Source organism: Streptomyces argenteolus (genome assembly GCF_042902585.1).
In the GTDB taxonomy this organism is placed as follows: Bacteria; Actinomycetota; Actinomycetes; order Streptomycetales; family Streptomycetaceae; genus Streptomyces; species Streptomyces argenteolus.
In genome coordinates this window covers 354,218-368,451 of record NZ_JBIBEG010000006.1, presented here as the reverse complement: position 1 = coordinate 368,451, position 14,234 = coordinate 354,218, and the positions used below count along the sequence as shown (strand labels likewise).

General features: G+C 70.5%; 16 protein-coding genes and 6 tRNA genes. 8 read left to right on the top strand and 14 right to left on the bottom strand.

Annotated elements, in window-relative coordinates:
- Nucleotides 1-50: 50 nt before the first annotated feature.
- From ACFY8O_RS22940 to ACFY8O_RS22915, 6 genes are all read right to left on the bottom strand, one after another.
- A complete protein-coding gene (locus tag ACFY8O_RS22940; RefSeq protein ID WP_387905167.1) occupies nt 51-641 on the bottom strand; it encodes a hypothetical protein in 591 nt (196 codons plus the stop codon).
- 4 nt (nt 642-645) lie between these two features.
- The gene (locus ACFY8O_RS22935; protein ID WP_145806275.1) at nt 646-1,506 is read right to left on the bottom strand and encodes a carbohydrate ABC transporter permease; all 861 of its coding nucleotides are present in this window, start codon (nt 1,504-1,506) and stop codon (nt 646-648) included.
- On the bottom strand, nt 1,503-2,495 hold the full coding sequence (locus ACFY8O_RS22930) for a carbohydrate ABC transporter permease (protein ID WP_387905390.1): 993 nt from the start codon (nt 2,493-2,495) through the stop codon (nt 1,503-1,505). The genes ACFY8O_RS22935 and ACFY8O_RS22930 overlap by 4 nt, the downstream gene beginning before the upstream one ends.
- Nucleotides 2,496-2,505: 10 nt before the next feature.
- Nucleotides 2,506-3,795 carry an ABC transporter substrate-binding protein gene (locus ACFY8O_RS22925; protein WP_145806279.1) on the bottom strand — a complete coding sequence of 430 codons (1,290 nt, stop codon included), beginning with the start codon at nt 3,793-3,795 and terminating at the stop codon, nt 2,506-2,508.
- 212 nt (nt 3,796-4,007) lie between these two features.
- Nucleotides 4,008-4,079 (bottom strand) — tRNA-Val (locus ACFY8O_RS22920).
- A gap of 54 nt (nt 4,080-4,133) precedes the next feature.
- Nucleotides 4,134-4,589, bottom strand: a complete 456-nt coding sequence (locus ACFY8O_RS22915; RefSeq protein WP_145806281.1) for a TIGR02611 family protein — start codon at nt 4,587-4,589, stop codon at nt 4,134-4,136.
- A gap of 189 nt (nt 4,590-4,778) precedes the next feature.
- Between ACFY8O_RS22915 and ACFY8O_RS22910 the strand changes: the two genes are divergently transcribed.
- Both ACFY8O_RS22910 and ACFY8O_RS22905 read left to right on the top strand, forming a co-directional pair.
- A complete protein-coding gene (locus tag ACFY8O_RS22910) occupies nt 4,779-5,192 on the top strand; it encodes an SsgA family sporulation/cell division regulator (RefSeq protein ID WP_003959770.1) in 414 nt (137 codons plus the stop codon).
- A gap of 629 nt (nt 5,193-5,821) precedes the next feature.
- On the top strand, nt 5,822-6,379 hold the full coding sequence (locus ACFY8O_RS22905; RefSeq protein WP_145806284.1) for a CGNR zinc finger domain-containing protein: 558 nt from the start codon (nt 5,822-5,824) through the stop codon (nt 6,377-6,379).
- A 10-nt stretch (nt 6,380-6,389) separates the two neighbouring features.
- Here the strand turns inward: ACFY8O_RS22905 and ACFY8O_RS22900 are convergent, their stop codons facing one another.
- From ACFY8O_RS22900 to ACFY8O_RS22890, 3 genes are all read right to left on the bottom strand, one after another.
- Nucleotides 6,390-6,545, bottom strand: a complete 156-nt coding sequence (locus ACFY8O_RS22900) for a hypothetical protein (RefSeq protein WP_167526178.1) — start codon at nt 6,543-6,545, stop codon at nt 6,390-6,392.
- A gap of 165 nt (nt 6,546-6,710) precedes the next feature.
- Nucleotides 6,711-7,721 (bottom strand): LacI family DNA-binding transcriptional regulator, encoded by a 1,011-nt coding sequence (locus tag ACFY8O_RS22895; protein WP_387905162.1) that lies wholly within the window; start codon nt 7,719-7,721, stop codon nt 6,711-6,713.
- A gap of 285 nt (nt 7,722-8,006) precedes the next feature.
- Nucleotides 8,007-8,468 carry a hypothetical protein gene (locus ACFY8O_RS22890; RefSeq protein ID WP_387905159.1) on the bottom strand — a complete coding sequence of 154 codons (462 nt, stop codon included), beginning with the start codon at nt 8,466-8,468 and terminating at the stop codon, nt 8,007-8,009.
- A gap of 154 nt (nt 8,469-8,622) precedes the next feature.
- Here ACFY8O_RS22890 and ACFY8O_RS22885 point away from each other — a divergent pair, with 154 nt between their 5' ends.
- Nucleotides 8,623-9,138, top strand: coding sequence for a DsbA family protein (locus tag ACFY8O_RS22885; protein WP_145806290.1), 516 nt, complete (start codon nt 8,623-8,625; stop codon nt 9,136-9,138).
- A 165-nt stretch (nt 9,139-9,303) separates the two neighbouring features.
- Here ACFY8O_RS22885 and ACFY8O_RS22880 read toward each other — a convergent pair whose 3' ends face one another.
- From ACFY8O_RS22880 to ACFY8O_RS22870, 3 genes are all read right to left on the bottom strand, one after another.
- Nucleotides 9,304-10,140 carry a GNAT family N-acetyltransferase gene (locus tag ACFY8O_RS22880; protein WP_387905156.1) on the bottom strand — a complete coding sequence of 279 codons (837 nt, stop codon included), beginning with the start codon at nt 10,138-10,140 and terminating at the stop codon, nt 9,304-9,306.
- A gap of 66 nt (nt 10,141-10,206) precedes the next feature.
- Nucleotides 10,207-11,028 carry an aminotransferase class IV gene (locus tag ACFY8O_RS22875; protein ID WP_387905153.1) on the bottom strand — a complete coding sequence of 274 codons (822 nt, stop codon included), beginning with the start codon at nt 11,026-11,028 and terminating at the stop codon, nt 10,207-10,209.
- A 17-nt stretch (nt 11,029-11,045) separates the two neighbouring features.
- Nucleotides 11,046-12,077, bottom strand: a complete 1,032-nt coding sequence (locus tag ACFY8O_RS22870; protein WP_387905151.1) for a chorismate-binding protein — start codon at nt 12,075-12,077, stop codon at nt 11,046-11,048.
- A gap of 145 nt (nt 12,078-12,222) precedes the next feature.
- On the opposite strand from ACFY8O_RS22870, the gene ACFY8O_RS22865 reads away from it, so the two are divergent.
- The 5 genes from ACFY8O_RS22865 to ACFY8O_RS22845 all read left to right on the top strand — a co-directional run bounded on the left by ACFY8O_RS22865 (nt 12,223) and on the right by ACFY8O_RS22845 (nt 12,668).
- Nucleotides 12,223-12,295, top strand: a tRNA-Gly gene (locus ACFY8O_RS22865).
- Between the two features lie 37 nt (nt 12,296-12,332).
- Nucleotides 12,333-12,406, top strand: a tRNA-Cys gene (locus ACFY8O_RS22860).
- A 1-nt stretch (nt 12,407) separates the two neighbouring features.
- Nucleotides 12,408-12,479 (top strand) — tRNA-Val (locus tag ACFY8O_RS22855).
- A gap of 19 nt (nt 12,480-12,498) precedes the next feature.
- Nucleotides 12,499-12,570 (top strand) — tRNA-Val (locus tag ACFY8O_RS22850).
- A 23-nt stretch (nt 12,571-12,593) separates the two neighbouring features.
- Nucleotides 12,594-12,668: transfer RNA gene (locus tag ACFY8O_RS22845), tRNA-Val, on the top strand.
- A 55-nt stretch (nt 12,669-12,723) separates the two neighbouring features.
- On the opposite strand, the gene ACFY8O_RS34465 is transcribed toward ACFY8O_RS22845, so the two are convergent.
- The gene (locus tag ACFY8O_RS34465; RefSeq protein WP_413251899.1) at nt 12,724-12,813 is read right to left on the bottom strand and encodes an MFS transporter small subunit; all 90 of its coding nucleotides are present in this window, start codon (nt 12,811-12,813) and stop codon (nt 12,724-12,726) included.
- Between the two features lie 7 nt (nt 12,814-12,820).
- Entirely contained in the window at nt 12,821-14,170 is a 1,350-nt protein-coding gene (locus ACFY8O_RS22840; protein WP_387905148.1) for an L-lactate MFS transporter, read from the bottom strand.
- Nucleotides 14,171-14,234 lie beyond the last annotated feature (64 nt).

Sequence of the window (14,234 nt, the reverse complement as noted above, 5' to 3'; positions counted from 1 at the left end):
CTCTCTCCGTGCGGGGATCGGGACAGGAGACGTACGGGTGTGGGTGCGGGTCAGCGCGAGAGTCGGCGCGCGTGCACCGCGGTGGCCGCTGCGGCGACGGCCCCGACGACGGGGACGGCCAGCGGCAGGATCATGGCGCCGGACAGCGCGACGACGGCCATCCCGCAGACCAGCAGGAGGGAACCCGCCGGGTCGCGGACCGTCTCGCGGCCGGCTTCGGCCAGGAGGGTGCGCCAGAGGGCGCCGGGCTGCCAGCAGGTGGCGGCGCGGAGCACGTCCACCAGGAAGCCGATCAGGGCGAGGATGCCGACGGCGCCCACGAGGGGACCGCCGGGCAGCCCGGCGCGCACGGCGGCGAGGTCGAGCCAGAGCAGGGCTCCGGCGGCCCACACGGCCGCGCCGACGAGCCACCCGCCGCGGGCGGCGGACAGGGCATCGGCGGCGAATGCGCGCAGGCCGCCCTGTTCGCCGTCGAGATGGCGGCGCAGGTGCCGGGTCCCCGCGGCGAACGCCGCGGGGAAGGTGAACAGCGGCAGGGCGGCGACGGCGATCCACACACCGACGAGCAGACATTCGGAGAACAGGGCGAAGCGGTCCATGGCGCGCGTGCGCCGTGCCTGGGTGCGGGCCTTCGTCGCCATGCCGTCAGCCCTTCAGGCCCGAGGTGGCCATGCCGTCGATGAGATAGCGCTGGAAGGCCACGAAGAAGGCCAGTACCGGCAGCAGGGCCACCAGGGACATGGCGATCATGCCGCCGTAGTCCGCCACCGCGTCCTGGTCGATGAACATCTTCAGGCCCATGGAGACGGTGTACTTGTCCGGCTCGTTGAGGTAGAGCAGCGGGCCCATGAAGTCGTTCCAGGCGTTGATGAAGGTGAAGATCGCACTGGTGACGAGCGCGGGCCGGCACAGCGGCATGACGATCGACCAGTAGATCCGCAGGTGCCCGCAGCCGTCCAGCCGTGCCGCCTCGTCGAGCTCCTTGGGCAGCCCGCGCATGAACTGCACCATCAGGAAGACGAAGAAGGCGTCGGTGGCCAGGTACTTGCCGATCAGCAGCGGGGTGAAGGTGTTGATCAGCTCCAGCTTCTGGAACATCACGTACTGCGGGATGATCAGCACGTGGTACGGCAGCAGCAGCGTGCCGATCATGATGGCGAACATCGCGTTGCGCCCCGCGAACCGCACCTTGGCGAAGGCGTAGGCGGTCAGCGAGCAGGACAGCACGACACCGATCACGGAACCGACGGCGATGTACGCCGAGTTCAGGAAGAAGGTCGAGATCGGGATGTCGGCGATGCCCTCGGTGAGCCGGGTGTAGTTGTCACCGATGGGGTCGGCCGGAAGCAGGTCCAGGGCGCCGATGATCTCGGCGCTCGGCTTGAACGAGGCGCCGATGGTCCACACCACGGGGTACAGGACCACGGCGAGGATGACGAGCGCGCCGAGGTGCCAGGCGAGCGCACCGGGACCCCTGCGGCGTACCGCAGCTGTCAGGAGACTCATCGGCCGCCCTCCTCGTAGTGCACCCAGCGCCTCTGGGACCAGAACAGCACGGCGGTGACCAGGCCGACCGCGACGAGCAGCAGCCACCCCATGGCGGAGGCGAAGCCCATGCGGCTGTTCACGAAGCCTTGTTCGTACAGGTAACAGGTGTAGACGAGCGTCGCGTCGGCCGGGCCGCAGCTTCCGTTGCTGACGATGTAGGCCGACCCGAAGATCTGGAACGAGTGGATGGTCTCCAGCAGCACGTTGAAGAACAGCACCGGCGAGATCATCGGCAGGGTGATGTTGAAGAACTTCCGCCAGCGGCCCGCTCCGTCCATGTCGGCCGCCTCGTACAGCTCCTGCGGGACCTGCTTGAGGCCGGCCAGGAAGATGACCATCGGCGCGCCGAACTGCCAGACGGTGAGGGCGATCAGCGCGTAGATGATCATCGACGGGTCACCGATCCAGCCGCCGGTCTCGACCCCGAACGCCTTCTGCGTACGGTCGACGATCGCGTCGTCCGAGAAGAGCGCACGCCAGACGATGGCCGCCGAGACGCTCGCCCCGATCAGCGAGGGCGCGTAGAAGGCGGCCCGGTAGAAGGACTGGCCCCACCGCTTCTGCGCGAGCAGCATGGCCACGGCGAGTGCGGCGGCCAGCTTGATCGGGGTGCCGATCAGCACGTACCAGGAGGTCACCTTGACCGACTGGCGCCAGCGCGGGTCGGCGAACATGTCGGTGAAGTTCTGCAGACCGATCCAGCGCGGCGCTTCGAACAGGTTGTACTCGGTGAACGAGAGGTACAGCGAGAAGACCATGGGCCCGGCGATCAGGAACAGGAAGCCCGCGATCCAGGGCGACATGAGCAGATAGCCGGCCAGGTTCTCCCCGCGGTCCCGCCGCACGGGGGCGGCGGGCGGCGCGCTTCCTCCGGGACCGGCCCGCTCGGTGACGGGACGGTCGTCCCCGGGGGCGACGACGCCCGGGGAGATGTGGATGTGAGTCACCACGGTCCTCTCAGTTCGAGGCGAGGGCGGTCTTCGCCTCGGAGAAGAACTGCTGCACGGAGTCCTTCGGCGAGGTCTTGCCCAGGGCCAGGTCGGCACCGATGCGCAGGAAGGCCGCCTCGACGACGTCCGCGCCGGCCGGGTGCGGGGTGATGGGCTCCAGCACGCCCGCCTCGGCGATCGCGGTCTCGTACGCGCCGATGGCCTTGCTGGGGGCGTCGGTGGGCTCGTATGCCTCGAACTGCGCGGTGGTCGCGGGCACTCCCCGGTCGTATCCCATGATCCGGGCGACCTCGGGGTCGTGCGTCATGAAGCTGATGAAGGTCGCCACCTCGGCGGGGTGCTTGGTGCGGGCGGTACCGCTCAGCATCAGCGAGCCGAGGTACTGGCCGGTCTTCTTGCCGTCGGTGCTGGGGATGGGCGCGAGGCCGTAGCTGCTCTTGCCCTCCGCGCTGTAGCGCACCGAGAAGTTGTCCCAGGTGAACTCACCGGCGGACAGGCCCTTGGCCGTCGCGGAGGCCGGCTTGAGCTGCTCGACCTTCTTCGGGTCGGCGTAGATGCCCGCCTTGACCCGCTCCAGCGCCTCGGTCCAGTACGGCAGCAGTTCGGCCTCGCCGAAGCCCATGCCGTCCTCGGTGAAGAAGGCCTTGCCGTTCTGGCGGAGTATCAGGTCGTAGAGGTACATGACCCCGTGCGGCCCGGCGTCGCCGGCGATCTTCTGGCCGTTCTTGATCTTCTGGAGACCGGCGTACCAGTCGTCCCAGGTCCAGCCGATCTCGGGGACGATGCCGGCCTTCTCGTAGACCTTCTCGTCGATGACCAGGGCCATCGAGTTGCTGCCGACCGGCACCCCGAGCAGTTTGCCGTCGATCTCGGCGAACTTCTCGAGCCCGGAGCGGAAGCCGGTGAGGTCGAGGTTGCCTGCCTTCGCCTGGGGGTTGAGGTCGAGGAGGACGTTCTTCGCCTCGTACTTGCGCAGGAAGGTCACGGCGTTCTGGATGACGTCGGGCGGGTTGCCGCCTGCCGCCTGGGTGTTGAACTTCTTCCAGAAGTCCGGGTACTGCTGGAAGTCGGTCTTCACCTTGATCTTCGGGTGCTTCTTCTCGAAGAGGGTGACGCACTGCTGGACCTTCTTGGCCCGGTCGTCGGCGCCCCACCACGAGTGCCGGATGGTGACCGGACCTCCGGAGCCGCTGCCTCCGCCCGAGCCGCAACCGGCCGCTGTCAATCCGAGACCGGCCGCCGAGAAGCCGGCCAGCTTCAGCATCTGCCGACGGTCGATGCCGCTGTTCCGAGACATGGCTCGCCCCCATCCATTCGCATTGAATCGTTTTAGAAAGCGCTTGCTGGGTCAAAGTAAGGAGCCGCACCCAGCACGTCAACGGTTCGGACGAAAATTCGGTCGGCTGTCGGCGGGCCGAACAGCCCCGGGGCCGGGCGCCGCGACGGGCGCCCCTGGAAACGCCGATGGCCCGGAAGCTTCTCGGAAGCTTCCGGGCCATCGATCCGGGGTGGGCGATACTGGGTTCGAACCAGTGACCTCTTCGGTGTGAACGAAGCGCTCTCCCACTGAGCTAATCGCCCCGGCGCACGGCATACATTACCCCATGTCAGCGGCGCCCTGAGACCACCACGGGATCACTGGTCGATCTTCCACGGCATCACGATGCCGAACTTCCAGACGTAGATCCCGACCAGCACCGCGACGATCAGCAGGCCCAGCGTGGTGAGGATGACGTTGCGCCGCCGGACCTTGGGGTCGAGGGCACGCTGGGCGGCCTCCGTGACCTTGCGGCGGGTCCAGCGCAGGACGAGCTGCGCCCAGACGAACTCGGTCGCCCAGATCGCCATGCCACCGAAGATCACCAGCCAGCCGGGGCCCGGCAACGGCAGCATCACGATGCCCGCCCCGACCACGGCCAGACCGACGACGAAGATCCCGACCTGCCAGCTCAGGTGAAGCACCCGCGACGCCTGGATGTACCGAGGTGCCCGGGACCCCAGCTCCCGCTCCGACGCCTGCTCGTCCCCCGTGGCGGAGTCGGACGCCGACGTCGCGGCGACCACTTTCCGCTCGTCACTCTCCGCGTTCATGGAGCCAACTTACCCGAACGGCGATCGTCACCGGAATGGACGCATGACCCAAAGTTACACACCGCCGCACGAGGGACCCGAAGCATCACAAATAGGTCAGAGGGGTTTACAACGCCACCGTAGGTGGCATGTCGATTTCGCCGACGTGCGAATCCCCGAGCGCACACTGAGCGAAAGGCCCTGGCGCTTATGAACACCACGGTCAGCTGCGAGCTGCACCTGCGCCTCGTTGTGTCGAGCGAGTCCTCACTGCCTGTACCCGCGGGCCTGCGGTATGACACGGCCGATCCCTATGCCGTGCACGCCACCTTTCACACCGGAGCGGAGGAGACGGTCGAGTGGGTTTTCGCCCGTGACCTCCTCGCCGAGGGGCTGCACCGGCCCACCGGCACCGGAGACGTCCGCGTCTGGCCATCTCGTAGTCACGGCCAAGGCGTCGTCTGCATCGCGCTGAGCTCCCCGGAGGGCGAAGCCCTGCTGGAAGCCCCGGCACGGGCCCTGGAGTCGTTCCTGAAAAGGACCGACGCCGCGGTCCCGCCGGGCACCGAGCATCGTCACTTCGACCTCGATACGGAGCTCTCACACATCCTGGCCGAGAGCTGAGCCAGGTCGAGAGCTGCGGGACGCCGTCCGACTCGGGGAGACGGCGTCGCGCGGACAACCTCATAGGGCGGACACCGGCGCCGTCGCCGCGGAACCCACCGCGGCGGCGGCGCCGGCGCGCGCGGCGGGGCGTAGCCCCCTCCCCGGGGCTGCCCCGGGGAGGAGCGTGGCGGTACGGCCATGCGCCCGGATCGGACCGCGCCCTGACGGCCGGGCAGCGTCGGCGGCCCGACGCCCCGCGGGCTGCCAGGACGGCGTCGGGCGGCCTTCGAGCGGCGCGCGTCGTGGGGCGGGGGCGCCCGCCGGGCGGTCGGGAAGCCGCCAGGCGGCCTTTCGGCGGCTGGGGGCCGGGCCGCCGGACCCGCCCCGGCCGGCGGCCGGTCACGGCACTCCCGTCGCGCGGGTCGCGCGGGCACCCTCCGCACCACGCGCCCCACACGCCCCACGACGGCCCTCCGGGCTACCCGGAGGGCCTCAGGGCGCCCCAGGGCCTCCGAGAGCCGCTCCACGGCCATCGAACGGCCTCCCGGGCGCCCGTAAGCCACACCGGACCCTGAGCGCCTCCGCCGAGCCAGTAGAGTCAGCCCGCATCGGCGGGCGCCCGCCCGCCGGAGGCCAGGGAGCGAAGCGTGCTGATCCCCCACGACACCCGGATCGCCCTCGACACGGTGGTCGATCTGGTGAACACCTCACCGGAGAGCGGCACGGGCGAAGGGCTCGCCGACCTCGCGGCGCTCTACGACTTCGCGGAGCGCCACCACATCAGCGGCGTCGGCACCCTCGGCGAGAAGGACCTGCGCGCCGTGCAGGACGTGCGGAGCCGCTTCGCCGAGATATTCGCGGCGCCCGACGCCCGTACGGCAGCGGACCTCGTCAACGGCCTGGTCGCCGCCGCCGGCACCACTCCGCAGCTCACGAACCACGACGGCTACGACTGGCACGTCCACTACTTCGCACCGGACGCCTCCGTCGCGGACCACCTAGCGGCCGACTGCGGCATGGCTCTGGCCTTCATCGTGGTGGCGGGCGAGCAGGAGCGGCTGCGTCGCTGCGAGGCGCCGGACTGCCTGGACGCCTTCGTCGACCTGTCGCGCAACCGCTCGCGCCGCTACTGCTCCAGCCGCACCTGCGGTAACCGGCTCCATGTCGCCGCGTACCGCGCGCGGCGCCGTGAGGCCGCCGGCTGATCACCCGGCCTCACAGCAGGAAGAGATCGTGCAGGGCGGCCATCAGCAGCAGGCCGCCGACCACCGTCAGGAAGATCATCAGGGGCGGCTGGGAAAGCGCGAAGAGGCAGCCACGCGGCTCTTCGGCAGGGGGTGCGGGGGCCTCGCCCCGGGATGTGTCCACCATCTCGCAGTGATCATGACGCAGAGCGGACCCCGTTGGCGATCAACAGACCCTTTTCCAGGGCTGGTTCACCCTCTCCAGGACCCGTGAAATCGCTCCCGCGCGCGAACGCCACCCAGGTGTTCGCACCACCGGCGCCTCGCGGATCCGCGCCCCCGCCCCCGCAGCTCAGCGCGGGGCCGCGCTGGACGCGCGCACCACCAGTTCCGGCTGGAGGACCACGGAGCGGTGCCGGTGGCTGCGGTCCTCGTCGTCCGCCTCCTCCAGGAGCAGCTCCGCCGCCATACGGCCCATGACCACGGCGGGCTGCCTGACCGAGGTGAGCGGCACCGCGGCCGCCGCCGCGAACTCGATGTCGTCGTAGCCGACGATGGCGACGTCCTGCGGGACCCGCACACCGGCGGCGTACAGCGACTGCAGGACACCGAGCGCCAGCAGGTCGTTGGCACAGAAGACGGCCGTGGGCCGGGGTACGAGGCCGAGCAGCCGGGCTCCCGCGTCGCGGCCCGCCGCCACGTCCAGGCGTTCGGAGGGAATCTCGACCAGGGCCTCGGGGCCCAGCCCGGCCTCGGTGAGCGCGGTGAGGGCTCCCTGACGGCGGTCCCGGATCTGGTGGAGATCTCCCGGCCCGCTGACGTAGGCGACGGAGCGGTGACCCGCCGACACGAGGTGCCCGACCGCGAGCATGCCTCCGCGCACGTCGTCCACCGAGACGGCGCAGACGTCGGTGGACGACGCGACCCGGTCGACCAGCACATGGGGGATGCGGTGGCGGGCGAAGGCCTCGAGGTTGCCACCGGTGGCGTCGGCCGGCGTGACGAGCACGCCGCAGACCCGCTGCTCGGCGAAGAGCCCGAGGTATTCGGCCTCCTCCTCCTGGCTCTGGCCACTGTTGCAGACCATCACGCCGAGACCGGCCTCCCGGGCCGCGCGCTCGGCACCACGAGCGATGTCCACGAAGAAGGGGTTGCCCATGTCCAGCACGAGCAGAGCCATGATGCGGCTCCGGCCGGCCCTGAGCTGCCTGGCCGACTCGCTGCGTACGTAGCCGAGCTCCTCGATCGCCGCCAGCACCCGGGCACGGGTGTCGGGGAGCACCGCCTCGGGACGGTTGATCACGTTGGAGACCGTGCCCACCGAGACTCCGGCCTGCCGGGCCACGTCCTTGATGCCTGCCACACGCCCCACTTGTCCTGCCCCACTGATGCGTTCGGCCGCCGCGGGTCGGCGCCGGGTCTCCTGGGCCGCGGGCGGGCCTCCGGCCCGATCCGTCGCACCGTCACCCTGCCGCACCCGCCGTTTGAATTGTTTCAATCCGCTCGGGACGGTAACCATATCCCCGGGACACCGTCAAGATCCCGACGGCCTCTCCCAAATATACCGACGTGCGGCGCTTACGCGGCTCTCGCAGCGTCTCGCTCCGGGGTGAATCGATTCATATCCCGTGGACGCCAGAGACGGCTCTCAGATGCCGTGCTTCTTCAGGATGGCCTCGATGTCGCTGAAGTCGTCGCCCGGCGCGGTCTCCCGCCGCTTGCCGCCCGGTTCGGGCCGCCCCTGCGGGGCCGTCGCACCGGTTCCGGAGGTCAGCGCGGACGACGAGGCCGCCGGGGCGACGGCGGCGCCCCTCTCCGCGTTCCTCGCGGCCTTGCGCTCCTTGCGCGTCGATCCGGCGCGGCGCTCCACGGCACGCGTGGTCATGAAGAGCAGCCAGGCCACACCCAGGAGACCGAAGCCGATCCAGACGCTCGGCTTGAAGACGATGCCGGACAGCCACTCGACGACGCCGGTCATGACCAGGCCGACGGGCACCAGCGCATAGGCGGCGATCCTGGTCGCCGTGAGGAAGCGCTTGCGGTACGCGGTGATCGCGGCGATGCCCAGGCCGGCCGCCGACACCGCGGAACAGATGGTCTCGGCAAGCATCGGGGCCTCCAGCGATCGGAAATCTGTTCTTCCATCCTGCACCGGTCGCCGTCCACGGGGCCACGGTTCAGGACCACATCAGGGACATTTCAGGGCCGCGCTCCTCCCCAGGTCCCGATTGGGACGCGTGGGCCCGGCCTGGAAGACTGATTCCATGAGCGATTCCCCCTCCGCAGCGCCCGTCGTCCTCGACCTCTGGTGCGAGCTCGAGTGCCCCGACTGCCACCAGGCTCTCTCCGACGTCCACGCCCTGCGCGCCCGCTACGGCGACCGGCTGGAGATCCGGCTGCGCCACTTCCCGCTGGAGAAGCACAAGCACGCGTACGCGGCGGCCCAGGCGGCCGAGGAGGCCGTCGTCCAGGGCAAGGGGTGGCCGTACATCGAGGCCGTCCTGGCCCGCACCGCCGACCTCGCGCGCGGCGGGGAGCCCGTGCTGCTGGAGGTGGCCCGCGAACTGGGGCTGGACGCCGAGGAGTTCGACACGGCACTGATCGACGGCCGGCACCTGCTGATCGTGGACGCGGACCAGGCCGAGGGCAAGGCGATCGGGGTCACCGGGACACCGACGTACGTGATCGGCGACGAGCGGCTGGACGGCGGGAAGAGCCAGGAAGGCCTGCGCGCGCGGATCGAGGAGATCGCCGACCGGCTGCTCGCCGCCGAGGGCTGAGCCGCCCGCCGGCCGGTGGGCGGCGGGCCGTCCCGGCCGCGAGCCGGGCAGGGTTTGTGAGCCCTTGCCGGCCAGGGCCCTCCCCGTCCGCCGGGCCGCGCGCGGCCTCCCGGCCGTGGCCGCCCGGCGTGTGTCCGTCGCGCGCCGGCCGGGTCGCCGTGTTCCCTACAGCGCCTTGGCCAGGTTGTACTGGGTGACCTCGTAGCCGAGCGACTCGTACAGCCGCAGGGCCGGCGTGTTGGAGGCGAAGACGTGCAGGCCCAGCAGCCCGAGGCCCGCGTCGAGCGTGATGTCCTCCGCCAGGTGCATCAGTGCCCGGCCGTACCCGCGGCCCCTGTGCCCCTCGCGCACCTCCACGTCGAACACGTAGCCGAGGTCCTCCGCGTCGGGGGTCTCGCGCCGCGCGACCCAGACGTGGCCGACGACGTCTCCCTCGTGGACGAGGACGTGGAAGTACATGCCCGGGGTGTGCTGCCCGTCCGGCAGGTTCGTCGCGTGGTCGGCCTCGGACTTGAGCCTGGCCTGCTCCTCGGGGACCCCGCGTTCCACCCAGTTCCGCGCGTACGCCTCGACGCCGTGGGCCGCCCACTCGCCGTACTCCCCCTCGGTCATGGGACGGCTGGTGACGTCGGCCGGGAGCGCGGGGGCCGTCCGCCGGAGCGTCTTCAGCATGTTCCGGCTGCGCTCGGTGTAGCCGAGCACGGACGCCAGCGCCCGGGCGGCCTCGTTGCCGGCGGGGGCGACCGTACGGACCTGGGTGCAGCCCCAGCTCCGCAGCGCCTCCTCCGCCGCCAGCGCGGCGATCGTGCCCCGGCCGCGCCTGCGGTCCGGCTCCTCGACGGTGAGCGAGTGGAGTATCCCCGCCGTCGGCCCGAACGCGGGGTCGGTGGAGATGGCGACGCTCCCCACGGGGCGTCCGTTGTCACAGACGTCGTACGTACGTGCCCGCGCGCCGTCGGCGCCTTGCTGGATCGGCCCGGCCGGCCGGAGCGTGGTGGTCATCAGGGTGTTCTATCCGCTGGAGGGCGGCCCGTCACCCCGATTACGGAAGCCGGGCCGCCGGCCGGGTCACGGATCGAGGTCGTCGGCGGCGCGCTCGTCGAAGATCCGCATGGCCTTCGCCGTCACCGGCCCGGGGGCGCCGGGGAGCTGCCGGCCGTCGACGCGGTGGACGGCCTGGATGTCGCGCAGTGTCGAGGTCAGGAAGATCTCGTCGGCCCGCTCCAGCACGTCCAGGGGGAGGTCGGTCTCCTGGGCGCCCGTCCACTCGACGGCCAGGGCGCGGGTGATTCCGGCCAGGCATCCGGAGGTGACGGGGGGCGTGTGGACGCGGCCGTCCAGGACGACGAAGACGTTGGAACCGGTGCCCTCGCAGAGCCGGCCGACGGTGTTGGCGAAGAGCGCCTCCGACGCGCCCTGCTCGTGGGCGCGCGCGAGGGCGATGACGTTCTCGGCGTACGAGGTGGTCTTGAGACCCGTCACCGCGCCGCGTTCGTTGCGCGTCCAGGGGACGGTGACCACGGCCGTGCTGTCGGGGCGGCGGGCCACCTCGCTCTGGGCCACGATCAGGCTGGGGCCCGCGTCACCCCGGTCGGAGCCGAGCGGGGAGAGACCGCCCGTGTAGGTGATGCGCAGCCGGCCGAGCTCCATGGGGTTGGCCTCGACGACGGCCGCCACCGCACGGCGGACCTCGTCCTGGTCGGGCTCGGCCAGGCCCAGGCCCGTGGCGGAGCGGGTCAGCCGGTCGAGGTGCCGGGTGAGGGCGAAGGGGCGGCCCTGCGCCACCCTGACGGTCTCGAAGACGCCGTCCCCGACGGTCAGCCCGTGATCGAGCACGGACAGCCGTGCGTCATCGGCATCGCGCAGCCCGCCGTTGACCCAGATCCTCATGACGCGGTCCTTCCTGTCTACTCGTAGGCGCCTGACGCTACAGCGAGCAGCCGGGAGGCCTTGAGCTCGGTCTCCGCCCATTCCCGGGCGGGGTCGGAACCCCAGGTGATGCCGGCGCCCGTACCGAAGCGCAGGAGCGGCTCGGGCCCGGTGCGGTCGATCCAGAAGGTCCTTATGCCGACGGCCAGTTCGGCGGCGCCGCGGTCGGCGTTCACCCAGCCGACCGCTCCGCAGTAGGGGCCGCGGGGCGCGGTCTCCAGGGCGTCGATGATCCGCAGCGCGCTGGACTTGGGCGCACCGGTGACGGAACCGGGCGGGAACGCGGCGGAGAGCAGGTCGGGCCAGCCGGCGTCGTCGGCGAGCCGCCCGCGCACGGTGGAGACGAGGTGGACGAGCCCGGGGTGCTTCTCGACCACGCAGAGGTCGGGGACGCTCACGCTGCCGGTCGCGCAGACGCGGCCGAGATCGTTGCGGACCAGGTCCACGATCATGACGTTCTCCGCGTGGTCCTTCTCCAGCAGGTCGTCCTCGGTGCGTCCCGTCCCCTTGATCGGACCGGACTCGACGGTCCGGCCGTCGAGGGCGAGGAAGAGTTCGGGGGACGCGGTGGCGATCTCCACGCCGTGCGCGGGCAGCCGGACCGTCCCCGCGTACGGTGCCGGGTTGCCCCGTGCGAGCAGCGCGGTGAGGGCGTCCACGTCGGCGCCCGGGTCGGGCAGCGGGGCGGAGAGGACCCGGCAGAGGTTGGCCTGGTAGACCTCACCTGCCGCGATGTGTTCACGGATCCGCCGCACGCCCGCCGTGTAGGCGTCCTCGTCGAGTGATGTCGTCCAGTCGTCGGGGGCGGGGCCGCGCCAGGCTCCGGGCACGGGGAGGGGGACCGGCTCGGACCGTACGGTGGCGAAGCGCGCGCAGACGAGACGGCCTTCGAAGTCGGCGGACACGGCCCAGAAACCGGACGATCCGAGAGCGGCCGGATCGCTGGTCACGTCCTGCAGACCGGTGGCGACGAGGCCGCTGAAGCGGGCGAGGGGGGTGAGGTCGTGCACGCCGTCGAGTCTAGGACGGCGGGCGTCGGCCCGTGGTGGCGCGACGGCGGCGCAGCACGCTGCGCAAACGCGTTTTTGTGCTGGCCCGGGAATCCGCTAGAGTTCAACACGTCGCCGGGACGCGCAAGCGGACCGGGAAAGACAAGCGGACGTAGCTCAGTTGGTAGAGCGCAACCTTGCCAAGGTTGAGGTCGCCAGTTCGAACCTGGTCGTCCGCTCGCAGAAGGTGGGGGATCTTCCCGAACCCCCACCCCTGGTGGAGTGGCCGAGAGGCGAGGCAACGGCCTGCAAAGCCGTCTACACGGGTTCAAATCCCGTCTCCACCTCCAAGGACGATTAGCTCAGCGGGAGAGCACTTCCCTGACACGGAAGGGGTCACTGGTTCAATCCCAGTATCGTCCACCGATCCGCAAGGATCCCCGCGCGATTAGCTCAGCGGGAGAGCGCTTCCCTGACACGGAAGAGGTCACTGGTTCAATCCCAGTATCGCGCACGCAGTACACGCAGGGTCACCCTGCGCGATTAGCTCAGCGGGAGAGCGCTTCCCTGACACGGAAGAGGTCACTGGTTCAATCCCAGTATCGCGCACCAGCCGAAACCCCCGGTCGTCTCGACGACCGGGGGTTTCGTCGTGGGTGGGGGCGGGTCAGCCGGTGAAGAGCTGGGTGGCCTTGCGGGCGAGCTCGTACAGCCCGTAGGCGAACGGCACGGCGACCCAGAGCCAGACGAACACCATGAGCGGCTTACGACTGCTGGTGGACACGGGGGCTCCCTTCCGGTGCCTCGTGGAAGCGTGCGTGGACGGGGCGGATGCACTCGTTGGCGACGAAGCCGACGACCAGCAGGCCGATCATGATGGTCAGCGAGGTCGTGTAGAGGCTGGGGCCGCTGTGACCGGCCTTCTCCCCCGCGTCGGCGACGCGGTTGACGATCAGCGGGCCGAGCACGCCGGCGGTGGACCAGGCGGTCAGCAGACGGCCGTGGATGGCCCCGACCTGGTACGTGCCGAAGAGGTCCCGCAGATAGGCGGGCGCGGTCGCGAAGCCCCCTCCGTAGAAGGAGAGGATCACCAGCGCGCAGCAGATGAAGAGCGGCTTGGAGTCGTTGCCGAGCTGCGCGATGACGACGTACATGAGCGCGCCGACGCCGAGGTATACGCGGTACATGTTCTTGCGGCCGATCAGGTCCGACGTGGAGGACCACAGGAGCCTGCCGCCCATGTTGGCCAGCGAGAGCAGGGCGACGAAGCCCGCCGCGGCGGGGACCGAGACCGGGGCGGAGGTGCCGGCGAAGAAGTCCTGGATCATGGGCACGGCCTTCTCCAGGATGCCGATGCCCGCGGTGACGTTCATGCACAGGACCACCCACAGGCACCAGAACTGCGGTGTGCGCAGGGCGTTGCGCGCGGACACCTGGGCGTTGGTGACGAGCCGGCGCGTCTCCTGCCTGGGCTCCCAGCCGTCGGGGAGCCAGCCCTCCGGCGGCACCCGCACGAGGAGTACGCCGAGCGCCATGAAGGCGGCGTAGACGACCCCGTGGACGAGGAAGGCGGTGGCGATGCCGGAGCGGTCCGTACCGAAGCTCTCCAGCATCCCGGTGGACCAGGGCGACGCGATGAGGGCTCCGCCGCCGAATCCCATGATGGCGATGCCGGTGGCCATGCCCGGGCGGTCGGGGAACCACTTGATGAGGGTGGAGACCGGGGAGATGTAGCCGATGCCGAGCCCGATTCCGCCGATGAAGCCGTATCCGAGGACGACCAGCCAGTAGTGGCCGGTCGCGGCGCCGAGCGAGGCGACGAGGAAGCCGGAGGAGAAGCAGACGAGCGAGACGAACATCGCCCAGCGGGGACCGTTGCGTTCGACGAGCGTCCCGCCGAACGCCGCGGAGAGCCCGAGCATGACGATGCCCAGCTGGAACGGCAGGGCGCTCGCGGTGCCCGAGAGGCCGAGCGCGGATTCGAGCGGCGGCTTGAACACGCTCCAGGCGTAGGCCTGTCCGATGGAGAGATGTACGGCGAGCGCGGCGGGTGGTACGAGCCAGCGGCTCCACCCCGGGGGCGCGACAGTCCGGGACCTGTCGAGGAAGTTCATGATCCCGCACTCTAGGCATCAGTCATGGTCATGACTAGATCACCGGCGGAAGTCCGTCGACCGT